This is a genomic window from Pseudomonas sp. A25(2017), from assembly GCF_002001065.1.
Taxonomy (GTDB): Bacteria; Pseudomonadota; Gammaproteobacteria; order Pseudomonadales; family Pseudomonadaceae; genus Aquipseudomonas; species Aquipseudomonas kilonensis.
In genome coordinates, this window is sequence record NZ_MUOA01000055.1 from 43774 (window position 1) to 62464 (window position 18691).

Here is an 18691-nt window from a genome sequence, read left to right on the forward strand (position 1 = left end):
TTCTGCGTGGGTTTCAGGACCCGATGGCACCCTGCGCCACGCCGCCTTCGAGCTTGCGCCACAACAACCGCACATTGGCCTTGCGCACCAAGGCGCAGCGGTACAGGCGGATCTCCAACGGCACGTGCCATTGCGGGCCGCCGCAGATCACCAGTTCGCCCCGGGCCAGTTCGGCGCGTACGCTCAGGTGCGGCACCCAGGCGATGCCCAGGCCTTCCAGGGCCATGCTTTTCAGGCTGTCGGCCATGGCCGTCTCGTAGATCGTGGTGAACCGCAGCGCCCGCTGGCGCAGCAACTGGTTGACCGAACGCCCGAGGAACGCCCCGGCGCTGTAGGCCAGCAGCGGCACGCTGGCCTCGCCTTCAGGGTCGAACAGCGGCTTGCCATCGGCATCGGCGGCGCACACCGGGAGCATCTCGGTCTGGCCCAGGTGCAGCGACGGGAAAATCTCCGGGTCCATCTGCATGGCCGAATCCGGATCGTAGAAGGCCAGCATCAGGTCGCAGCCCCCTTCACGCAAGGCGTGGACGGCATCGCCGACGTTGGTCGCCACCAGCCGCGTGGCGATGTTCATCCCTTCGTTGCGCAATTGCGCGATCCAGCGCGGGAAAAAGCCCAGCGCCAGGGAGTGGGCAGCGGCCACTTGGATGACTTCGCCCTGTCCACCTTCCAGGTGATGCAAATGACGCAGCACTTCACCCAGTTGCTCGACCACCGTGCGCGCCGTCACCAGGAACAACTGCCCCGCCGCCGTCAGCTCGACCGGCGTGCGCGAACGGTTGACCAGGGTCAGCCCCAGCGCCGCCTCGAGGCTGCGGATTCGCCGGCTGAAGGCCGGTTGGGTCACGAAACGCCGCTCGGCCGCCTGGGAGAAACTGCGGGTAGCGGCCAGGGCACTGAAGTCCTCAAGCCATTTGCTTTCAAGATTCATCACGCCTCCCTTAAACGCACCAAAACAGGTCACACGTTCGTCGCACCGCCGACGTCACACCGACATTATGCCGAATATGCATAGGCCAGTGCTTAACAGCATTGGCCCTATTTTTTTCCAGAGCCTAGGATTCGCAGCGTTCCGGCTCAGACCGGGTCCTTATCGAGATGATTTCCATCATGTCCTCCGCTGCATCATTCCGCACAGAAAAAGACCTGCTTGGCGTACTCGAAGTACCGGCGCAAGCGTATTACGGCATCCAGACCCTACGAGCGGTAAACAACTTCCGTCTCTCCGGCGTCCCGATCTCGCATTACCCTAAGCTGGTGGTCGGTCTGGCAATGGTCAAACAGGCCGCCGCTGACGCCAACCGCGAACTGGGCCAGCTCAGCGAAGCCAAGCACGCCGCCATCAGTGAAGCCTGTGCACGATTGATCCGCGGCGACTTCCACGAAGAATTCGTGGTGGACATGATCCAGGGCGGCGCTGGCACGTCGACCAACATGAATGCCAACGAAGTCATCGCCAACATCGCGCTGGAGGCCATGGGCCACCAGAAAGGCGAGTACCAGTACCTGCACCCCAACAACGACGTGAACATGGCGCAGTCCACCAACGACGCCTACCCAACCGCGATCCGCCTGGGTCTGCTGCTGGGCCACGACGCGTTGCTGGCCAGCCTCGACAGCCTGATCCAGGCATTCGCGGTCAAAGGTGAAGAATTCAGCCACGTCCTGAAAATGGGCCGCACCCAGCTGCAAGACGCCGTGCCGATGACCCTTGGCCAGGAATTCCGCGCCTTCGCCACCACCCTGAGCGAAGACCTGGCGCGCCTCAAAACCCTGGCGCCTGAACTGCTCACTGAAGTGAACCTGGGCGGCACCGCCATCGGCACCGGCATCAACGCCGACCCGCGCTACCAGGCCCTGGCCGTACAGCGCCTGGCAACCATCAGCGGCCAGCCGCTGGTTCCGGCCGCCGACCTGATCGAAGCCACCTCCGACATGGGCGCCTTCGTGCTGTTCTCCGGCATGCTCAAGCGCACTGCGGTCAAGCTGTCGAAGATCTGCAACGACCTGCGCCTGCTGTCCAGCGGCCCGCGCACCGGCATCAACGAAATCAACCTGCCGGCTCGCCAGCCAGGCAGCTCGATCATGCCCGGCAAGGTCAACCCGGTGATCCCCGAAGCGGTCAACCAGGTGGCCTTCCAGATCATTGGCAACGACCTGGCCCTGACCATCGCGGCCGAAGGCGGCCAACTGCAACTGAACGTGATGGAACCGCTGATCGCCTTCAAGATCTTCGACTCGATCCGCCTGCTGCAACGGGCCATGGACATGCTGCGCGAGCACTGCATCGTCGGCATCACCGCCAACGAAGCGCGCTGCCGTGAACTGGTCGAGCACTCGATCGGCCTGGTCACCGCCTTGAACCCTTACATCGGCTATGAAAACGCCACCCGCATCGCCCGTATTGCCCTGGAAAGTGGCCGCGGCGTGCTGGAACTGGTGCGCGAAGAAGGCTTGCTCGACGACGCCATGCTCGACGACATCCTGCGCCCGGAAAACATGATTGCTCCGCGTCTGGTACCGCTCAAAGCGTGATCGACACGAACACCGCTCACCAGGTCGAGGGACTAGACACCTCTCACCTTTTGAGGGCTTGGGGATCTTCCCCAAGCCCTTTTTTTAATTGATAGCAGCAAAGGATGACTGAATCTGTGGGAAGGAACCTACTCGCGATAAACAACGACGTGCTGCCCGTAGTAAACCGCGTCGCCAGCCAACGCGAGCAGGCTTGCCCCCACAATAACCTGACCGAAAGGCCAGGTGTTTCAAAGGATTCGTTTCGTCGGATGCACCACAACTGTGCAGACGGGCACCGCGCTGATAGGTATAGTGCCGCCCCTCTTCGCATGAGTGATCGTCTGCAGCGAGATCCTTAAACATGCGAAAACCGAACTAATAACAACCCGCAAAAATGGACCAGGACGAAACATTGCCTCACCTGTCGTGCCGCGCGCCGACCGATGTAACGCGACATTTCAAATGGCCAGCATTTGCTTAAACAAAAAACAGCGAGGAATACTCATGCTCGAAGTCATCAACGACTTCCTTTCAGGGAAAGTGCTGATCGTGCTCATTGTCGGGCTCGGTGGCTACTTCACGATCCGCTCGCGTTTCGTGCAGTTCCGTCATTTCTTTCACATGTTCACGGTGTTCCGTGACAGCCTGAAAAGCAGCACTGACCAACTCAGTTCCTTCCAGGCCCTGATGCTCAGCCTGGCTGGCCGTGTCGGCGCGGGCAACATCGCCGGTGTCGGCATCGCCGTGACCCTGGGTGGTCCTGGTGCGGTGTTCTGGATGTGGGTGACTGCCCTGGTCGGTATGTCCAGCAGCTTCTTCGAATGCTCCCTCGGCCAGCTCTACAAGCGCTGCGACTCCGAAGGCCAGTACCGTGGCGGCCCGTCCTACTACATCCAGCACGGCCTGCAGAAACGCTGGTTGGGCATGATCATGGCGTTCCTGCTGCTGATCACCTTCGGCTTCGCCTTCAACGGCCTGCAAGCCCACGCCGTGACCCACTCCCTGAACAACGCTTTCGGCTTTGACACCACCTACACCGGCCTGGCCCTGGCGGTATTGCTGGGCCTGGTGTTCATTGGCGGGATCAAGCGCATCGCCAAGGTGGCCGACCTGCTGGTACCGGTCAAAACCCTGGCGTACATAGGCGTAACTCTCTACGTGATCGTGCTGCAGTTCGAACACGTACCGGACATGCTGGCGACTATTGTCAGAAGTGCGTTCGGCCTGGATCAAGCCTTTGGCGGTCTGATCGGCAGCGCCATCATCATGGGCGTCAAGCGTGGCGTATTCGCCAACGAAGCCGGCCTGGGCAGTGCGCCTAACGTGGCCGCCGTAGCCTCGGTCGAGCATCCGGTAGCACAGGGTGTGGTCCAGGCGTTCAGCGTGTTCCTGGACACCTTCGTGATCTGCACCTGCACCGCGCTGCTGATCCTGTTGTCGGGCTTCTACACCCCTGGCTTCGAAGGCGACGGCATTGCTCTGACCCAGAACTCCCTGGCCGCCGTGGTCGGTGACTGGGGTCGGATTTTCATCTCCGTGGCCCTGTCGTTGTTCGTGTTCACCTCGATCCTCTACAACTACTACCTGGGTGAAAACAATCTGCGCTTCATGGTCGGTGAAAACCGCAAGGTGCTGATCGGCTATCGCGCCCTGGTGCTGGTATTGATCTTCTGGGGTGCCATCGAAAACCTGGGTACCGTGTTCGCCTTCGCAGACATCACCATGACCCTGCTGGCGTTCGTGAACCTGATCGCGCTGTTCCTGCTGTTCAAGGTCGGCATGCGCATCCTGCGTGACTACGATGACCAGCGTGCGGCCGGCATCAAGGTTCCAGTCTTCGACTCCAGCAAGTTCCCGGACCTGGACCTGGACCGCAACGCATGGCCAGCCACCCCGTCGGCACCGGTCGCCAAACCTGACGCCGAGACTGCTGGCGTGGCCGCAGCGCAACGCTGATCGGTAACAAGCAAAAAACCGGGCGCATCCCCTGCGCCCGGCGTGACACAGCCTAAGGTCGGCGTCATGCTCGGCCTTATGTTGTGGCAGCGAAGTAGAGCTGCCGTTTTCGTCCTCGGAGAACCCCCATGAATTCCTCGACCTATCCTGCCGCGCAGCACGTCATGGTGCTCTACACCGGTGGAACCATCGGCATGCAGGCCAGCGCCCACGGCCTGGCCCCGGCATCCGGTTTCGAAGCGCGGATGCGCGATTACCTGCGCAGCCAACCCGAACTCGTCGTCCCGCAATGGCGTTTCCGGGAAATGTCGCCGCTGATCGACAGCGCCAACATGACCCCGGCCTATTGGCAGCAACTGCGCGAAGCCGTGGTCGATGCCGTGGACGTGCAGGGTTGCGACAGCATCCTGATCCTGCACGGCACCGACACCCTGGCCTACAGCGCCGCAGCGATGAGCTTCCAACTGTTGGGCCTGCATGCGCGAGTCTGCTTCACCGGCTCGATGCTGCCCGCCGGCGTGACCGACAGCGACGCCTGGGAAAACCTCAGCGGCGCGCTGGTCGCCCTTGGCCAGGGTCTGGCGCCGGGCGTGCACCTGTACTTCCACGGTGAGCTGCTGGCGCCAACCCGTTGCGCGAAAGTGCGCAGCTTTGGTCGTCACCCGTTCAAGCGCCTGGAACGCCAGGGTGGCGGCGTCAAAGCCTCCTCGCTGCCGGCGCAGTTGAATTACAACCAGCCCAAGCAACTGGCGAACATCGCGGCGCTGCCGCTGTTTCCCGGCATCAGCGCGCAGATCCTGGACGGCCTGCTGGGCAGCGGCATCCAGGGCCTGGTGCTGGAATGCTACGGCAGCGGCACCGGGCCGAGCGACAACCCGGCCTTCCTCGCCAGCCTCGAGCGGGCGCGGGACAGGGGCGTGGTGGTGGTGGCGGTGACCCAATGCCATGAAGGTGGCGTCGAGCTGGATGTCTATGAAGCCGGTAGCCGCTTGCGTGGCGTTGGCGTGCTGTCCGGCGGCGGCATGACCCGCGAGGCCGCGTTCGGCAAGTTGCAGGCCTTGATTGGCGCAGGGCTGCCAGTGGATGAGGTTCGGCGGCTGGTAGAGCTGGACCTGTGTGGCGAGCTGAGCTGAGCTTAGACACTGCAAAACCTGTGGGAGGGGGCACTTGTGGGAGCAAAGCTTGCTCGCGATGCAGGCGACACGGATCAACTGTAAGGTCGCGTCATCGCTCTTCGCGAGCAGCTTTGCTCCCACAGGTTAATCCCACATTAGAGGTTGTGTTGAACCTTCGATTTTCATCCGGCATATAACTTGCTCCGTTTCCAACCTCCCCCAGGCTGGAAACGGACATGCTTCATTCCCACCTCACCACCCTCAACGCCGTCTCCCTGGTACTGAGCACCTTCAAGAGCCAAGGGCTGTCCAGTGAGGCATTGCTGGCCGGCAGCGGCATCAGCGCGGCGGACCTGAGCCGGGCCGATACGCGCATCACCACCAACCAGGAGATGCAAGTCTGCGCCAACGCCGTGGCCCTCAAGCGCGACATCGGCCTGGAACTGGGCCGGCGCATGCACGTTTCGTCCTACGGCATGCTCGGTTATGCCCTGCTCACCAGTGCCACCTTGGGTGACGCCTTGCGCCTGGCGCGGCGCTATCCGGCGCTATTGGGAACACTCTTCGAACTGAACCTGGACGATGACGGCCAGTACATCTGGTTCAGCGCCAGCGATTATCGGGAGAACCCGGCCCTGGCGGTGTTCAATGCCGAGTTCTGCATGGTTTCGCTGAAGGTCATCTGTAACGACCTCCTTGGTCATGCACTGCCCTTGCGTGCGGCACGCTTCGAACATCCGGCGCCCGACTACCAGGTACGCTACACCGCGCCCTTCGACTGCCCGGTGCGCTTTGACAGCGACGATAATGCGTTCGCCTTCGAGCGCCACTGGCTCGAACAACCCTTGCCCCTGGCCGACCCCATCACCCATCACGCCATGGCCGAACGTTGCCGCCGGCAAAACACCGAGTTCACCGGACGCCAGGCCTGGCTGGGGCGGATCCGCCAGTTGCTCGACGCCCAACTGGACGCCGCACCCGGGCTGGAAGGCCTGGCCGAACAGATGAACTGTTCGGCGCGCACCTTGCGCCGGCACCTCAAGGACCTGGGCTGCAGCTACCAGGAACTGCTGGACGAACTGCGCTTCGAACGGGCCAAGCAGATGCTCTGCGAGGACCAATTGCCAATCTATCGAATCGCCGAACGACTGGGCTTCAGCGAAACCGCCAGCTTCCGCCACGCCTTCGTGCGCTGGAGCGGCGTGGCGCCAAGCCAGTTCAGGGCCTGACCCCTTCCTGGGAGTCGCCGCTTGCATGGACGACATCTAATCCCTGTGGGAGCAAGGCTTGCCCGCGATGGCGTCAGACCAGACACATCCTGCTCCAACATTCCAAGTCGGATCTACTCCTGCTGTCCTAGCCTTGAACTAAAGGACAGATTAAGGATGATCACTTGTGACAACACTGCCTCATTCCCAACAGTTGCGTTCCGGACGTTATTCGCAGTCCGGACAAATCTATTTACTGACCGTGAATACGCACGACCGCGAGCCGTTTTTTGGCCGCTTCGAGACCGGACGCTTAGTAGTCGATGCCTTCCGAAAGGCTCAGGAAGAACAATTTGCCCATTCGTTGGCCTGGGTGGTGATGCCAGACCATTTTCACTGGCTGATCGAATTGCAGGGTATAGAACTCTCCAAGCTGATCGCGCGAACAAAGTCTCGGACCACGGTTGTCTTCAATCGATTGATGCAGCGGGAAGGATCGCTTTGGCAGGAGGGATTTCATGACCGGGCCATTCGCAAGGAGGAAGATCTGCAAACAGTCGCTCGATATATCGTGGCAAACCCGCTGCGAGCCGGTTTAGTTACAAAAATTGGGGACTACCCATTGTGGGACGCGATCTGGATCTGATGCGATTCAAGCTGCGCCCATGATGGCCTCATCGCGGGCAAGCCTTGCTCCCACTGGTATTCCAAATGCTGCTTTTGGGGGGAGCAAACCTGCTTCCACAGGCATTCCAAATGCTGCCTTTGGGAGGAGTAAACCCGCTTCCACAGGTATTCCAAATGCTGCCTTTGGGAGGAGTAAACCTGCTTCCACAGGCATTCCAAATGCTGCCTTTGGGAGGAGTAAACCTGCTTCCACAGGCATTCCAAATGCTGCCTTTCGGGGGAGCAAACCTGCTTCCACAGGCATTCCAAATGCTGCCTTTGGGGGGAGCAAACCTGCTTCCACAGGCATTCCAAATGCTGCCTTTGGGGGGAGCAAACCTGCTTCCACAGGCATTCCAAATGCTGCCTTTGGGAGGAGCAAACCTGCTTCCACAGGTATTCCAAATGCTGCCTTTGGGGGGAGCAAACCTGCTTCCACAGGCATTCCAAATGCTGCCTTTTGGGGGGCCTGCTCCCACAGGTACTCCAGATGCTGCTTTTTGGGGAGCAGCCTTGCCCCCATGGCATTCAAGGCGCGGTCCTGTGGGAGCATGGCTTGCCCGCGATGGCAATATGACTAACCCCGCAAAAACGCCTGGTGCAACTCATCCAATGTTTGGAAATGATACGCCGGGCCCTCGGCGCTGAGTTCTTCATGGCTGCCAAACCCATACCCCACCGCTGCCGCATCCAGGCCATTGCGGTGGGCGCCGATCAGGTCGTGCTTGCGGTCGCCGATCATCAGGGTGTTGGCCGGGTCGAGGCCTTCTTCGGCCAGCAGGTGGGCGATCAGCTCGACTTTGTTGGTGCGGGTGCCGTCCAGTTCGCTGCCGTAGATCACCTTGAAGTACCGGGCGAAGTCGAAGTGGCGGGCGATTTCCCGGGCGAAGATCCAGGGTTTGGAGGTGGCGATGTACAACTGGCGCCCTTGGCCGCCCAAGGTTTCCAGCAGTGGCATCACGCCATCGAAGACGCGATTTTCGTATAGGCCGGTGACCTTGAAGCGTTCGCGATAGAAATTCACCGCCTCCCAGGCCTTCGCTTCATCGAAGTCGTAAAACTGCATGAAGGCCTGCAGCAGCGGTGGGCCGATGAAATGCTCGAGGCGGGTCAGGTCGGGTTCGTCGATGCCCAGTTTGCTCAAGGCGAACTGGATCGAACGGGTGATGCCCTCGCGAGGGTCGGTGAGGGTGCCATCGAGGTCGAAGAGTACAGTCTGGTAATGCATTGCAGTTCCTGGGTGATCATGAAGTTCACTCAACAGGCTTGAATGAAACTGTGGCGAGGGGATTTATCCCCGCTGGGCTGCGCAGCAGCCCCCAAAAAACTGAATGTAACAAACTTGGCACACTGCGGTGGCAGGGTTTGGGGCTGCTACGCAGCCCAGCGGGGATAAATCCCCTCGCCACAATGGTTCATTCGACATCTTAGGTAGGCGATTCAGGGCTGGTCGTAGCCTTCAGCCAGATGCAGGTCCTTGAGCTTCACGTAGTTCGCCGCGCTGTAGGTGAAAAACGCGCGCTCCTTGTCCGTCAGCGGCCGGGCCTGCTTCACCGGGCTGCCCACATATAAAAAGCCGCTTTCCAGGCGCTTGCCCGGCGGTACCAGGCTGCCGGCACCGATGATCACATCATCTTCGACCACCGCGCCGTCCATGACGATGCTGCCCATGCCGATCAGGATCCGGCTGCCCACGGAGCAGCCATGGAGCATGACCTTGTGGGCGATGGTCACGTCGTCGCCGATCAGCAACGGGAAACCCTCGGGATTGAACGGCCCGGCGTGGGTGATGTGCAGCACGCAACCATCCTGGACGCTGGTACGCGCACCGATACGGATGCGGTGCATGTCGCCACGAATGACCGTCAGCGGCCAGACGGAGCTGTCTTCGCCGATTTCGACGTCGCCGATCACCACCGCGGTGCTGTCGACAAAAGCGCCACGGGCTAGCCGCGGGCTGTGGTTCTGGTACGTGCGAAGGGTCACGATAGGCTCTCTCTTATCCGGTGATAGGCGCTGCTAGCTGCGGTGAACGTCGATTGTAATTAAGATGGGCCCATGTTTCTTCCAGCCAAGGTGTCGACCGTGAGCGTGAACAACCCTCTTTTGCAGCCCTATGACCTGCCGCCATTCTCGGCGATCCGTGCCGAGCACGTGCAACCGGCCATCGAGCAGATCCTGGCTGACAACCGTGCTGCCATCGCCGAGCTCCTCAAGACCCAAGTCCAGCAGCCTACCTGGGCCGGCCTGGTGTTGGCGATGGACGAGCTCAATGATCGCCTGGGCGCCGCCTGGAGCCCGGTCAGTCATCTGAACGCCGTGCGCAACAGCCCCGAACTGCGCGAAGCCTACGAGGCCTGCCTGCCGGCGCTGAGTGCCTACTCCACCGAGCTGGGCCAGAACCGCGAGCTGTTCCAGGCCTTCGAAGCCCTGGCGAGCAGCCCTGAAGCCGCGGGTTTCGACGTGGCGCAGAAAACCATCCTGGAACATTCCCTGCGTGACTTCCGCCTGTCGGGCATCGACCTGCCACCCGAGCAGCAGAAGCGCTACGCCGAAGTGCAGAGCAAACTGTCCGAACTGGGCAGCCGCTTCTCCAATCAACTGCTGGACGCGACCCAGGCCTGGACCAAGCACGTCACCTTTGAGGCCGCCCTCGCCGGCCTGACCGACTCGGCCAAGGCGCAAATGGCCGCGGCCGCCCAGGCCAAGGAGCTGGACGGCTGGCTGATCAACCTGGAATTCCCCAGCTATTACGCGGTGATGACCTACGCCGAAGACCGCGCCCTGCGTGAAGAAGTCTACGCCGCCTACTGCACGCGTGCGTCGGACCAGGGCCCGAATGCCGGCCAGAACGACAACGGCCCGGTGATGGAACAGATCCTCGACCTGCGTCAGGAACTGGCCCAATTGCTCGGCTTCGCCAACTTCGCCGAGTTGAGCCTGGCGACCAAGATGGCCGAATCCAGCGATCAGGTCCTCAGTTTCCTGCGCGACCTGGCCAAGCGCAGCAAGCCGTTCGCCGCCCTGGACCTGGAGCAGCTCAAAGCCTTCGCCGCCGAACAGGGCTGCCCCGACCTGCAAAGCTGGGACAGCGGTTTCTACGGTGAAAAACTGCGCCAGCAGCGTTACAGCGTGGCCCAGGAAGCCCTGCGTGCGTACTTCCCGATCGACAAGGTACTGGGCGGCCTGTTCGCCATCGTGCAGCGCCTCTATGGCATCGAGATCGCCGAACTGAAAGGCTTCGACAGCTGGCACCCGGACGTGCGCCTGTTCGAAATCAAGGAAAACGGCCAGCACGTCGGCCGCTTCTTCTTCGACCTCTACGCCCGCGCCAACAAGCGTGGCGGTGCCTGGATGGATGGCGCCCGCGACCGTCGTCGCACCTTCGAAGGCGTCCTGCAAAGCCCGGTCGCCAACCTGGTGTGCAACTTCACCCCGGCGGACAGCGGCAAGCCGGCGCTGCTGACCCACGATGAAGTCACCACCCTGTTCCACGAATTCGGCCATGGCCTGCACCACCTGCTGACCCGCGTCGAACACGCCGGCGTGTCCGGCATCAACGGCGTGGCCTGGGATGCCGTGGAGCTGCCGAGCCAGTTCATGGAAAACTGGTGCTGGGAGCCTGAAGGCCTGGCGCTGATTTCCGGCCACTACGAAACCGGCGAGCCGCTGCCCCAGGACCTGCTGGAGAAAATGCTCGCGGCGAAAAACTTCCAGTCCGGCCTGATGATGGTCCGCCAACTGGAGTTCTCGCTGTTCGACTTCGAGCTGCACGCCACCCACGGCGATGGCCGCAGCGTGCTGCAAGTGCTCGAAGGCGTGCGCGACGAAGTGTCGGTCATGCGTCCACCGGCCTACAACCGCTTCCCCAACAGCTTCGCCCACATCTTCGCCGGCGGTTATGCGGCGGGCTACTACAGCTACAAATGGGCGGAAGTGTTGTCGGCCGACGCCTTCTCCAAGTTCGAAGAGGACGGCGTGCTCAACGCCGACACCGGACGTGCCTTCCGTGAGGCGATCCTGGCCCGTGGCGGCTCGCAGGAGCCGATGGTGCTGTTCGTCGACTTCCGTGGCCGTGAGCCGTCGATTGACGCACTCTTGCGCCACAGCGGCCTGACCGAGGACGCGGCAGCATGAGCGAGGGACCTGTGATTACCAAGCGACGCTTTATCGCCGGGGCGGTCTGCCCGGCCTGCAGCGAGCCGGACAAGTTGATGATGTGGAACGAAGACGGCGTGCCGCACCGTGAATGTGTGGCCTGCGGTTATTCCGACACACTCAACGAGCAAGGCCTGTCGGTGCCCAAGGAATTGGGCACCCGGGTCAATACCTCGGCGCTCAAGGCGCCGGACGCCAAGGTTCAGGCGGTGCAGTTTTTCCCCAACCCGAAGCTGAAGAAAAAAACCGACTGACATCTTTGGCATCACCTTCCGGGCCGCCCGGCCCGGAAGCGTTACATATGTACCGCAGCGCCTCATGCATTCCTCATCAGACTGGCCTGACACGTCCAGACTGACAGGAAGCCTCCATGTACCGCCCTTATGATCCCCTCTTGCAGGCCTATGTCCTGCCACCTTTTTCAAACATCCGCGTCGAACACTTCTCTCCCGCGCTAGACCAGATCATTGCCGAAAGCCTTGCCAAAGTCGCCGAGATCATCAAGACCCAGACACCGTACCCTACGTGGGATGACCTGGTGTTGGCGATGGATGAAATCCACGCACGCCTGAGAAGCTTCGGCTTTGTATTGGAACTCATGGCATCGACCAGGACTGACGATGCCTGGGAGCAGGTTTCGGACGATTGCCAACAACGGCTGCAAGATTTCCAGCGATCGCTGATGCAACATCCCGAACTGTTTCAGCTTTACCAACGCTTGGCGAACAGCCAGGTCGGCCTGCATTTTTCCCCCGTGCGAAAACGAACGCTGGCGAAAATCCTGCGGCGGTTGCGCCAGAATGGAATGGGATCGCCGTCACCGGAGAAGCTCAATGACCTGAAGCTACGTATCCAAGGCGCCCAGACCTTGTTCCTTGAGCACTTGCACGCAGCGAACAAAGCGTGGAGCAAAATACTCCATGATGAAACCCAATTGAGTGGCCTGCCGTCATCCTTCAAGCAGCTCATGGCCGAGCAAGCCCGTGAAAAGGGCGGCACAGGCTGGCTGCTGACCCTCAACGACGAGTCGTTTCGCATCGTCACCCGTTACGCCGACGATCCTGTCTTGCGCAAGCAAATGTACGCTGCCTATAGCACCCGCGCATCGGATCAAGGGCCCCAGGCCGGGGTTTACGACAACGGCGAAGTGCTGCGCCAATTGCTCAGGGATCGGTATGCACTCGCCAAACTGCTGGGCTATTCAAGCTACGCGCAGATGGCAGTCGAGCCAGAGCAAGCGCAGTCGCCAGAAGACGTCATGACGTTCTTGCAAGGGCAGCTTGACCAACAGGAAACCGTGTTTGCCGAAGATGCGAAGCAACTGGAGGCGTTTGCCAAGACACAACATGTCAACAAATTAACGCCCTGGAATGTGCAGTACCTGGCAGAAAAACTTCGTCGGCAAACGGCCGGTATCTCGGAGCAGGACGTCAGCGCCTGGTTCGCACTGGAACCGACTTTTGCCCAGTTGCTGCTGATCGCCACGGATCTGTTTGGCGTGGACTTCATCGAGCGCCAGGACGTGACGAGCTGGCATCGGCAGGTGCGTCTTTTCGAAGTCCGGGAGGGGGGCGAAACCCTCGGCTACTTTTATTTCGATCCCTTCGAATATGCGGATCAGAATGGCTTTCCTAATACCACTACCCTGCGAAACCGCCGCATCACCGCCGAGGGCCGGCCGCGTTATCCCATCGCGGTGCTGCATGGCTGGTTGCCGCGCGGTTCCAGCACCCGCCCCCTGTTGCTGGATTATCAGCAACTGCGAGTGCTCTTCCACGAATTAGGGCACTGTCTGCACCATGTGTTAAGCCGGGTTGAATACCGCGACGTCTCGGGCATCACCGCGCTCAGCCGGGACGCGGCCGAATTCGCTGGCGTGTTGTTCGAACAGTGGTGCACCTCCAAAGAATTCCTCATCCGGATATCGAAGCACCACCAAACCGGAGCACCGTTGCCGGACAAAGTCGCCGATCAGTTGATGGTTTATCTACAGACCCAAACCAGTTGGGGCATTGCGGGGCAGATACGCGATGCGTTATTCGACATGGAACTGCACCACAGCCACGGTGACGGTCGTACCGCCCAGCAAGTATTCGAGCACGTGCGTGCAAAAGTAGGCCACTTACCGGTGTTCATGCACGAACGCTGGCCCAATGGCCTGGATTACATGGTCACAGGCTACGCCGCCGGGATTTATACCTACCTTTGGTCCACGAGCCTGGCCAGGGCCGTATTCGAACGATTCAAGCGCAACGGCTTATTCGATAGGGAAACCGGCAGGGTGTTGCGTGAAACGATATTCGAGTGGGGCGATTCACGGCCTCTATCGACGTCCATCGATGCTTTTTTACACGCAACCGATCACCGCGCCGGAACCAGCGCTTGAGGGTCAAGGTGACGCGCCGGGGTCGTTGAATTGACCCAACTTTCCAGGGAGCAAAGGGCAAAGACGCTGGTGCTGCAATCGCCATTCGCCAGCGCCACGCGGAGTTTGTCGACATCGGCCTGCATCATGTAGCGCACGCCGTCCTTGAAGTGATGGCTGTCACCGAAGCCCCCTTCGGTCATTTCGTTCAAGGCATCCTCTTTGCTCCAACCCTGCACCACCACCCGGTACATGGCGGCGACCAGCCCGGTGCGGTCCGAGCCATGCTTGCAGTGCATCAGCACCGGCCCCTTGGCTTCGGCCACCTGAACGGCGCGCAAAGCCCTGAGGATGTCGCTGTCATCGACATGATTGGTGCGATAGGGCAACTGCACTTGCTCAATGCCGGGGGTGGACAGCCAGCGATTGTCCGACTCCGGCAGAAAGTTGATGACCGTGCCGATCCTCAGCTTGCTCAGCAAGGGCTGCGCTGCGCCGTCCGGCAGGGCGCTGCGGTAGAGCGTCGGTGACATCTGGTAGAGGTTGTAGGCCTTTTCCACCGGCTGCGCCCATTCAGCGGGCCTCACCTGCGTGGAGTCGGCCGCTTGGGCGCAGGCCCCGGCCAGCCCGATGAGCAAGGCCAGGCACAGCAGTGAACGGGAACAGAGCTTGAGCATGCACGGACGACCGAAAACGAAGGAACCAACAGTTTCGGCTCGCTGCGGTTAAAAGCCTGTGAGGAGAACGTCAAAGCGTTGTGAACGATGATCGAGGATTCGGGCTGCCGAATGGCACTGGCCTTAATCGAATGCAAAGAATACTGTATGCACATACAGCTTTCGGAGTGCTCCCATGTCAGCTTCTCTTCCGCCTCGCGGCCGCGGCACCGCGACCAACCCGCATAACCGCTTCGCCCCGAATCGCTCGGTGGCCGAAGATGACGGCTGGTACCAGGAAGTCCCGCCGACCCAGGGCACCGAAGTGCGCATCGAAATGGCCAAGACCATCATTACCCGCAACACCTCGTCCGATATCCCCTTCGACCGCTCGATCAACCCGTACCGAGGCTGCGAACACGGCTGCATCTACTGCTATGCGCGGCCCAGCCATGCCTATTGGGACCTGTCGCCGGGGCTGGATTTCGAAACGAAGCTAATCGCCAAGACCAATGCCGCCGATGTGCTGGAAGCGCAATTGTCCCGGCGCGGCTATCAATGCGCGCCGATCGCGCTGGGTTCCAACACCGACCCCTATCAGCCTATCGAACGCGAGCAACGGATCACCCGGCGGATTCTCGAGGTGCTGCTGCGCTATAGGCATCCGGTGACCATCGTCACCAAGGGTTCGCTGATCCTGCGCGACCTGGACCTGCTGACCGAGCTGGCGCAACAGCGCCTGGTGCATGTGATGATCAGCCTCACCACCCTGGACGATGAGCTCAAGCGTATTCTCGAACCCCGCGCGGCGGCGCCCAAGGCGCGGTTGCGGGCGATCAAGGTCATGCGCGAGGCGGGCATTGCCGTGGGGGTGCTGTGTGCACCGATGATCCCGATGATCAATGACAGCGAGATCGAGAGCCTGCTGGCCGAAGCCCACGCCGCCGGCGCGCAGAATGCCGCCTACGTCATGCTGCGCCTGCCGCTGGAAGTTGCGCCGCTGTTCGAGGAGTGGTTGCAGGCGCACTACCCGCAACGCGCCGCCCACGTGCTGAGCCTGGTGCGCCAGAGCCGCGGTGGCGAACTGTATGACAGCCGTTTCGGTGCGCGGATGCGCGGCGAAGGCCCGTTCGCCGACCTGCTGGCCCAGCGTTTCGCCAAGGCCCTCAAGCGCTTGGGGCTTGAGCGTCGCGACGGATACCATCTTGATTGCGATGCCTTCTGTCCGCCGGGCCGACAGATGTCTTTGATTTGATTAAAGTTGACCTTGGAACAGCGCTGGGCATGAGCTGCGCCAGTGTTTTGCCACCCCTGTAATCATTGTTCTAGAGCCTTCGATTTCAGTTTGAGTTAAGTTTCGGCCGCTACCTTGTTCAGCGAGTGACTGATGGGTCGGACATGTCGACCTGGATGTTTTTAACCAGCCACTGGCGTCATACCGTCAAAAAGAGGATGAATCATGAGTGACAAGGATAAACAGCCGTTGGCTGCGTCGGCTTCAGCCCAACCCCAGGCGGAAACCGCCGATGCAGCGCTGCAGCATATTGTTGACGGCTTTTTGCATTTCCATCACGAGATCTTTCCGCAACAGGAAGAACTCTTCAAGAAACTCGCCACCGCCCAGACGCCCCGGGCGATGTTCATCACCTGCGCCGATTCGCGCATCGTGCCCGAGTTGATCACCCATAGCTCCCCCGGCGACCTGTTCGTGACCCGTAACGTCGGCAACGTCGTGCCACCTTATGGGCAAATGAACGGCGGCGTCTCCACCGCCATCGAATACGCCGTGCTGGCCCTCGGCGTGCAGCACATCATCGTTTGCGGCCATTCCGATTGCGGCGCCATGCGTGCCGTGCTCAACCCCGACACCCTGGAAAAAATGCCCACGGTAAAAGCCTGGCTGCGCCACGCCGAAGTGGCCAAGACCATGGTCCACGACAACTGTCCGTGTGGCGACGAAAAACAGACCATGTCGATCCTCACCGAAGAGAACGTGATCGCGCAGTTGCAGCATTTGCGAACGCATCCCTCGGTCGCATCGCGCATGGCCAATGGTCAGTTGTTCATCCATGGCTGGGTGTACAACATCGAGACCAGCGAGATCAAAGCCTATGACGCGGACCAGGGACGTTTCCTGCCGCTCGATGGCAGCCATCCGATACCGGTGGCGACGCCCAAAGCGCGCTTCTAACCACTCCTAAACTTGTGTGGTTCAAGCCTTGCCGCCATTTGCGCGGTAGGGCCTCGCCATGCCTGAAGAAAACTTCGGGAGAGTCGCCATGCGTGCTCAATTAAAAGCTGTTCTGCCACGGGAGCTATTGGCTTCGGTGGTTGTGTTCCTGGTGGCGCTGCCCTTGTGCATGGGCATTTCCATCGCGTCCGGCCTGCCACCGGCCAAAGGCCTGATCACCGGCATCATCGGTGGCCTGGTAGTGGGTTTCCTGGCCGGTTCCAAGCTGCAAGTCAGTGGCCCGGCCGCCGGGTTGGCGGTGTTGGTCTTCGAATTGGTGCGCCAGCATGGCGTGGCCATGCTCGGGCCGATCCTGCTGCTGGCCGGTCTGCTGCAATTGTTGGCCGGGCGTTTTCGCCTGGGTTGCTGGTTCCGGGTCACCGCGCCTGCGGTGGTGTACGGGATGCTCGCGGGTATCGGCGTGCTGATCGTGTTGTCCCAGGTCCATGTGATGCTCGACGCGGCGCCCAAGCCGTCGGGGCTGGATAACCTGGCGGCATTCCCGGCGGCGGTGGCCCAGGCCTTGCCGTCCTTCGGTTGGCAGGCCGGCCTGCTCGGTCTGTCTACGATTGCGGTGATGTGGCTGTGGGAAAAGTTTCGCCCCCACAGCCTGCGCTTCGTTCCCGGTGCCTTGCTGGGCGTTGGCCTGGCGACCATCGCCAGCCTGCTGCTGGCCTTGCAGGTCAAACGGGTGGAAGTCCCGGAAAACCTCGCCGAAGCCATTGATTGGCTGCGCCCGGCAGACCTGCTGAACCTGGCCGACCCGACGCTGCTGGTCGCCGCTTTCGCGGTCGCCTTCATCGCCAGTGCCGAAACCCTGCTATCGGCAGCCGCCGTGGATCGCATGCACAGCGGTGAGCGTGCGGACTTCGACCGCGAACTGTCGGCGCAAGGGATCGGCAACATGCTCTGCGGCCTGCTCGGCGCCCTGCCGATGACCGGGGTGATCGTGCGCAGCTCGGCCAACGTCCAGGCCGGGGCCACCACGCGGATGTCGACGATTTTCCACGGCCTGTGGTTGTTGCTCTTCGTGCTGTTGCTGTCCAGCGTGCTGCAAAGCATTCCGGTGGCGAGCCTGGCGGGGGTGTTGGTGTACACCGGCTTCAAACTGGTGGACCTCAAGGCGTTTCGCAGCCTGGGCCGCTATGGCCGGATGCCGATGTTCACCTACGCCGCCACGGCGTTGGCGATCATCTTCACCGACCTGCTGACCGGTGTGCTGATCGGCTTCGGCCTGACCCTGGCGAAACTGGCCTGGAAAGCCTCGCGGCTGAAAATCAGCCTGATCGACCTGCCCCAGGAAGGCGAGATGGAACTGCGCCTGGTCGGCGCGGCCACCTTCCTCAAGGTGCCCGCGTTGACCCAGGTGCTGGGCACCATACCGACGGGCGCGACCGTGCATGTGCCGCTCAATAACCTGAGCTACATCGATCACTCGTGCCTGGAGCTGCTGGAAGAATGGGGCCGGGCGAATGCCAGCAAGGGTTCGAAGCTGCTGATCGAATCCCGCGGACTCAAACGCCGGTTGGAAGGGCGGTTGCGTACCACCGTAGGGGTTGGCGCAGCGACCGGTTAACCCTGCCCCTGTGGGAGCGAGCCTGCTCGCGATTGCGGTGGATCAGTCGACATAAATGTTGAATGTCCAACCGCTATCGCGAGCAGGCTCGCTCCCACAAGGGACTGGTGCTGGACATGTAGTGGTCTAATGAAACCGGACACCCATTTAGGCGAGAATGCTCGCCAGATCGAGGTGTCAGATGACCAAACAACGCCGCTCCTTTACTCCTGAATTCAAGCGCGAGGCTGCCGACCTTGTGCTC

The 18691-nt window shown here is 61.2% G+C and carries 16 protein-coding genes; 11 read left to right on the plus strand and 5 right to left on the minus strand.

Features of this window, described 5'->3' with window-relative positions:
* Positions 1 to 13: 13 nt before the first annotated feature.
* Positions 14 to 931: a LysR substrate-binding domain-containing protein gene (locus B0E42_RS11310; protein WP_018604704.1), complete on the minus strand. Its 918-nt coding sequence runs from the start codon at positions 929 to 931 to the stop codon at positions 14 to 16.
* Positions 932 to 1110: 179 nt separating this feature from the next.
* Here B0E42_RS11310 and aspA point away from each other — a divergent pair, with 179 nt between their 5' ends.
* The 5 genes from aspA to B0E42_RS11335 all read left to right on the plus strand — a co-directional run bounded on the left by aspA (position 1111) and on the right by B0E42_RS11335 (position 7442).
* Complete coding sequence (gene aspA, locus B0E42_RS11315; RefSeq protein ID WP_018604702.1) at positions 1111 to 2535, plus strand: aspartate ammonia-lyase; 1425 nt, start codon at positions 1111 to 1113, stop codon at positions 2533 to 2535.
* Positions 2536 to 3021: 486 nt separating this feature from the next.
* Complete coding sequence (locus tag B0E42_RS11320; RefSeq protein WP_053177453.1) at positions 3022 to 4473, plus strand: sodium:alanine symporter family protein; 1452 nt, start codon at positions 3022 to 3024, stop codon at positions 4471 to 4473.
* 128 nt (positions 4474 to 4601) lie between these two features.
* Positions 4602 to 5606, plus strand: coding sequence for an asparaginase (locus B0E42_RS11325; protein ID WP_077506389.1), 1005 nt, complete (start codon positions 4602 to 4604; stop codon positions 5604 to 5606).
* A gap of 218 nt (positions 5607 to 5824) precedes the next feature.
* Positions 5825 to 6817 carry an AraC family transcriptional regulator gene (locus B0E42_RS11330; protein ID WP_077506390.1) on the plus strand — a complete coding sequence of 331 codons (993 nt, stop codon included), beginning with the start codon at positions 5825 to 5827 and terminating at the stop codon, positions 6815 to 6817.
* A 166-nt stretch (positions 6818 to 6983) separates the two neighbouring features.
* Complete coding sequence (locus tag B0E42_RS11335) at positions 6984 to 7442, plus strand: transposase (protein ID WP_077506391.1); 459 nt, start codon at positions 6984 to 6986, stop codon at positions 7440 to 7442.
* Between the two features lie 6 nt (positions 7443 to 7448).
* Here B0E42_RS11335 and B0E42_RS30070 read toward each other — a convergent pair whose 3' ends face one another.
* The 3 genes from B0E42_RS30070 to B0E42_RS11345 form a co-directional block, all read right to left on the minus strand.
* A complete protein-coding gene (locus tag B0E42_RS30070) occupies positions 7449 to 7994 on the minus strand; it encodes a hypothetical protein (protein ID WP_139353137.1) in 546 nt (181 codons plus the stop codon).
* A 45-nt stretch (positions 7995 to 8039) separates the two neighbouring features.
* Complete coding sequence (locus tag B0E42_RS11340) at positions 8040 to 8690, minus strand: HAD family hydrolase (RefSeq protein ID WP_077506392.1); 651 nt, start codon at positions 8688 to 8690, stop codon at positions 8040 to 8042.
* Between the two features lie 212 nt (positions 8691 to 8902).
* Positions 8903 to 9448, minus strand: coding sequence for a gamma carbonic anhydrase family protein (locus B0E42_RS11345; RefSeq protein ID WP_024617709.1), 546 nt, complete (start codon positions 9446 to 9448; stop codon positions 8903 to 8905).
* 72 nt (positions 9449 to 9520) lie between these two features.
* Here B0E42_RS11345 and prlC point away from each other — a divergent pair, with 72 nt between their 5' ends.
* From prlC to B0E42_RS11360, 3 genes are all read left to right on the plus strand, one after another.
* Positions 9521 to 11599: an oligopeptidase A gene (prlC, locus tag B0E42_RS11350; protein ID WP_162843732.1), complete on the plus strand. Its 2079-nt coding sequence runs from the start codon at positions 9521 to 9523 to the stop codon at positions 11597 to 11599.
* A complete protein-coding gene (locus B0E42_RS11355) occupies positions 11596 to 11874 on the plus strand; it encodes a YheV family putative zinc ribbon protein (RefSeq protein ID WP_018600854.1) in 279 nt (92 codons plus the stop codon). The genes prlC and B0E42_RS11355 overlap by 4 nt, the downstream gene beginning before the upstream one ends.
* A 116-nt stretch (positions 11875 to 11990) precedes the next feature.
* Positions 11991 to 14006 (plus strand): M3 family metallopeptidase, encoded by a 2016-nt coding sequence (locus tag B0E42_RS11360; RefSeq protein WP_077506393.1) that lies wholly within the window; start codon positions 11991 to 11993, stop codon positions 14004 to 14006.
* On the opposite strand, the gene B0E42_RS11365 is transcribed toward B0E42_RS11360, so the two are convergent.
* Positions 13982 to 14662, minus strand: a complete 681-nt coding sequence (locus B0E42_RS11365) for a dual specificity protein phosphatase family protein (RefSeq protein WP_077506394.1) — start codon at positions 14660 to 14662, stop codon at positions 13982 to 13984. The two genes, B0E42_RS11360 and B0E42_RS11365, sit on opposite strands and share 25 nt — an antisense overlap.
* Before the next feature lie 175 nt (positions 14663 to 14837).
* Between B0E42_RS11365 and B0E42_RS11370 the strand changes: the two genes are divergently transcribed.
* From B0E42_RS11370 to B0E42_RS11380, 3 genes are all read left to right on the plus strand, one after another.
* Positions 14838 to 15896: a PA0069 family radical SAM protein gene (locus tag B0E42_RS11370; protein ID WP_018600860.1), complete on the plus strand. Its 1059-nt coding sequence runs from the start codon at positions 14838 to 14840 to the stop codon at positions 15894 to 15896.
* 204 nt (positions 15897 to 16100) lie between these two features.
* The gene (locus B0E42_RS11375; RefSeq protein WP_018600861.1) at positions 16101 to 16832 is read left to right on the plus strand and encodes a carbonic anhydrase; all 732 of its coding nucleotides are present in this window, start codon (positions 16101 to 16103) and stop codon (positions 16830 to 16832) included.
* An 88-nt stretch (positions 16833 to 16920) separates the two neighbouring features.
* A complete protein-coding gene (locus tag B0E42_RS11380) occupies positions 16921 to 18447 on the plus strand; it encodes a SulP family inorganic anion transporter (RefSeq protein WP_077506395.1) in 1527 nt (508 codons plus the stop codon).
* Positions 18448 to 18691 lie beyond the last annotated feature (244 nt).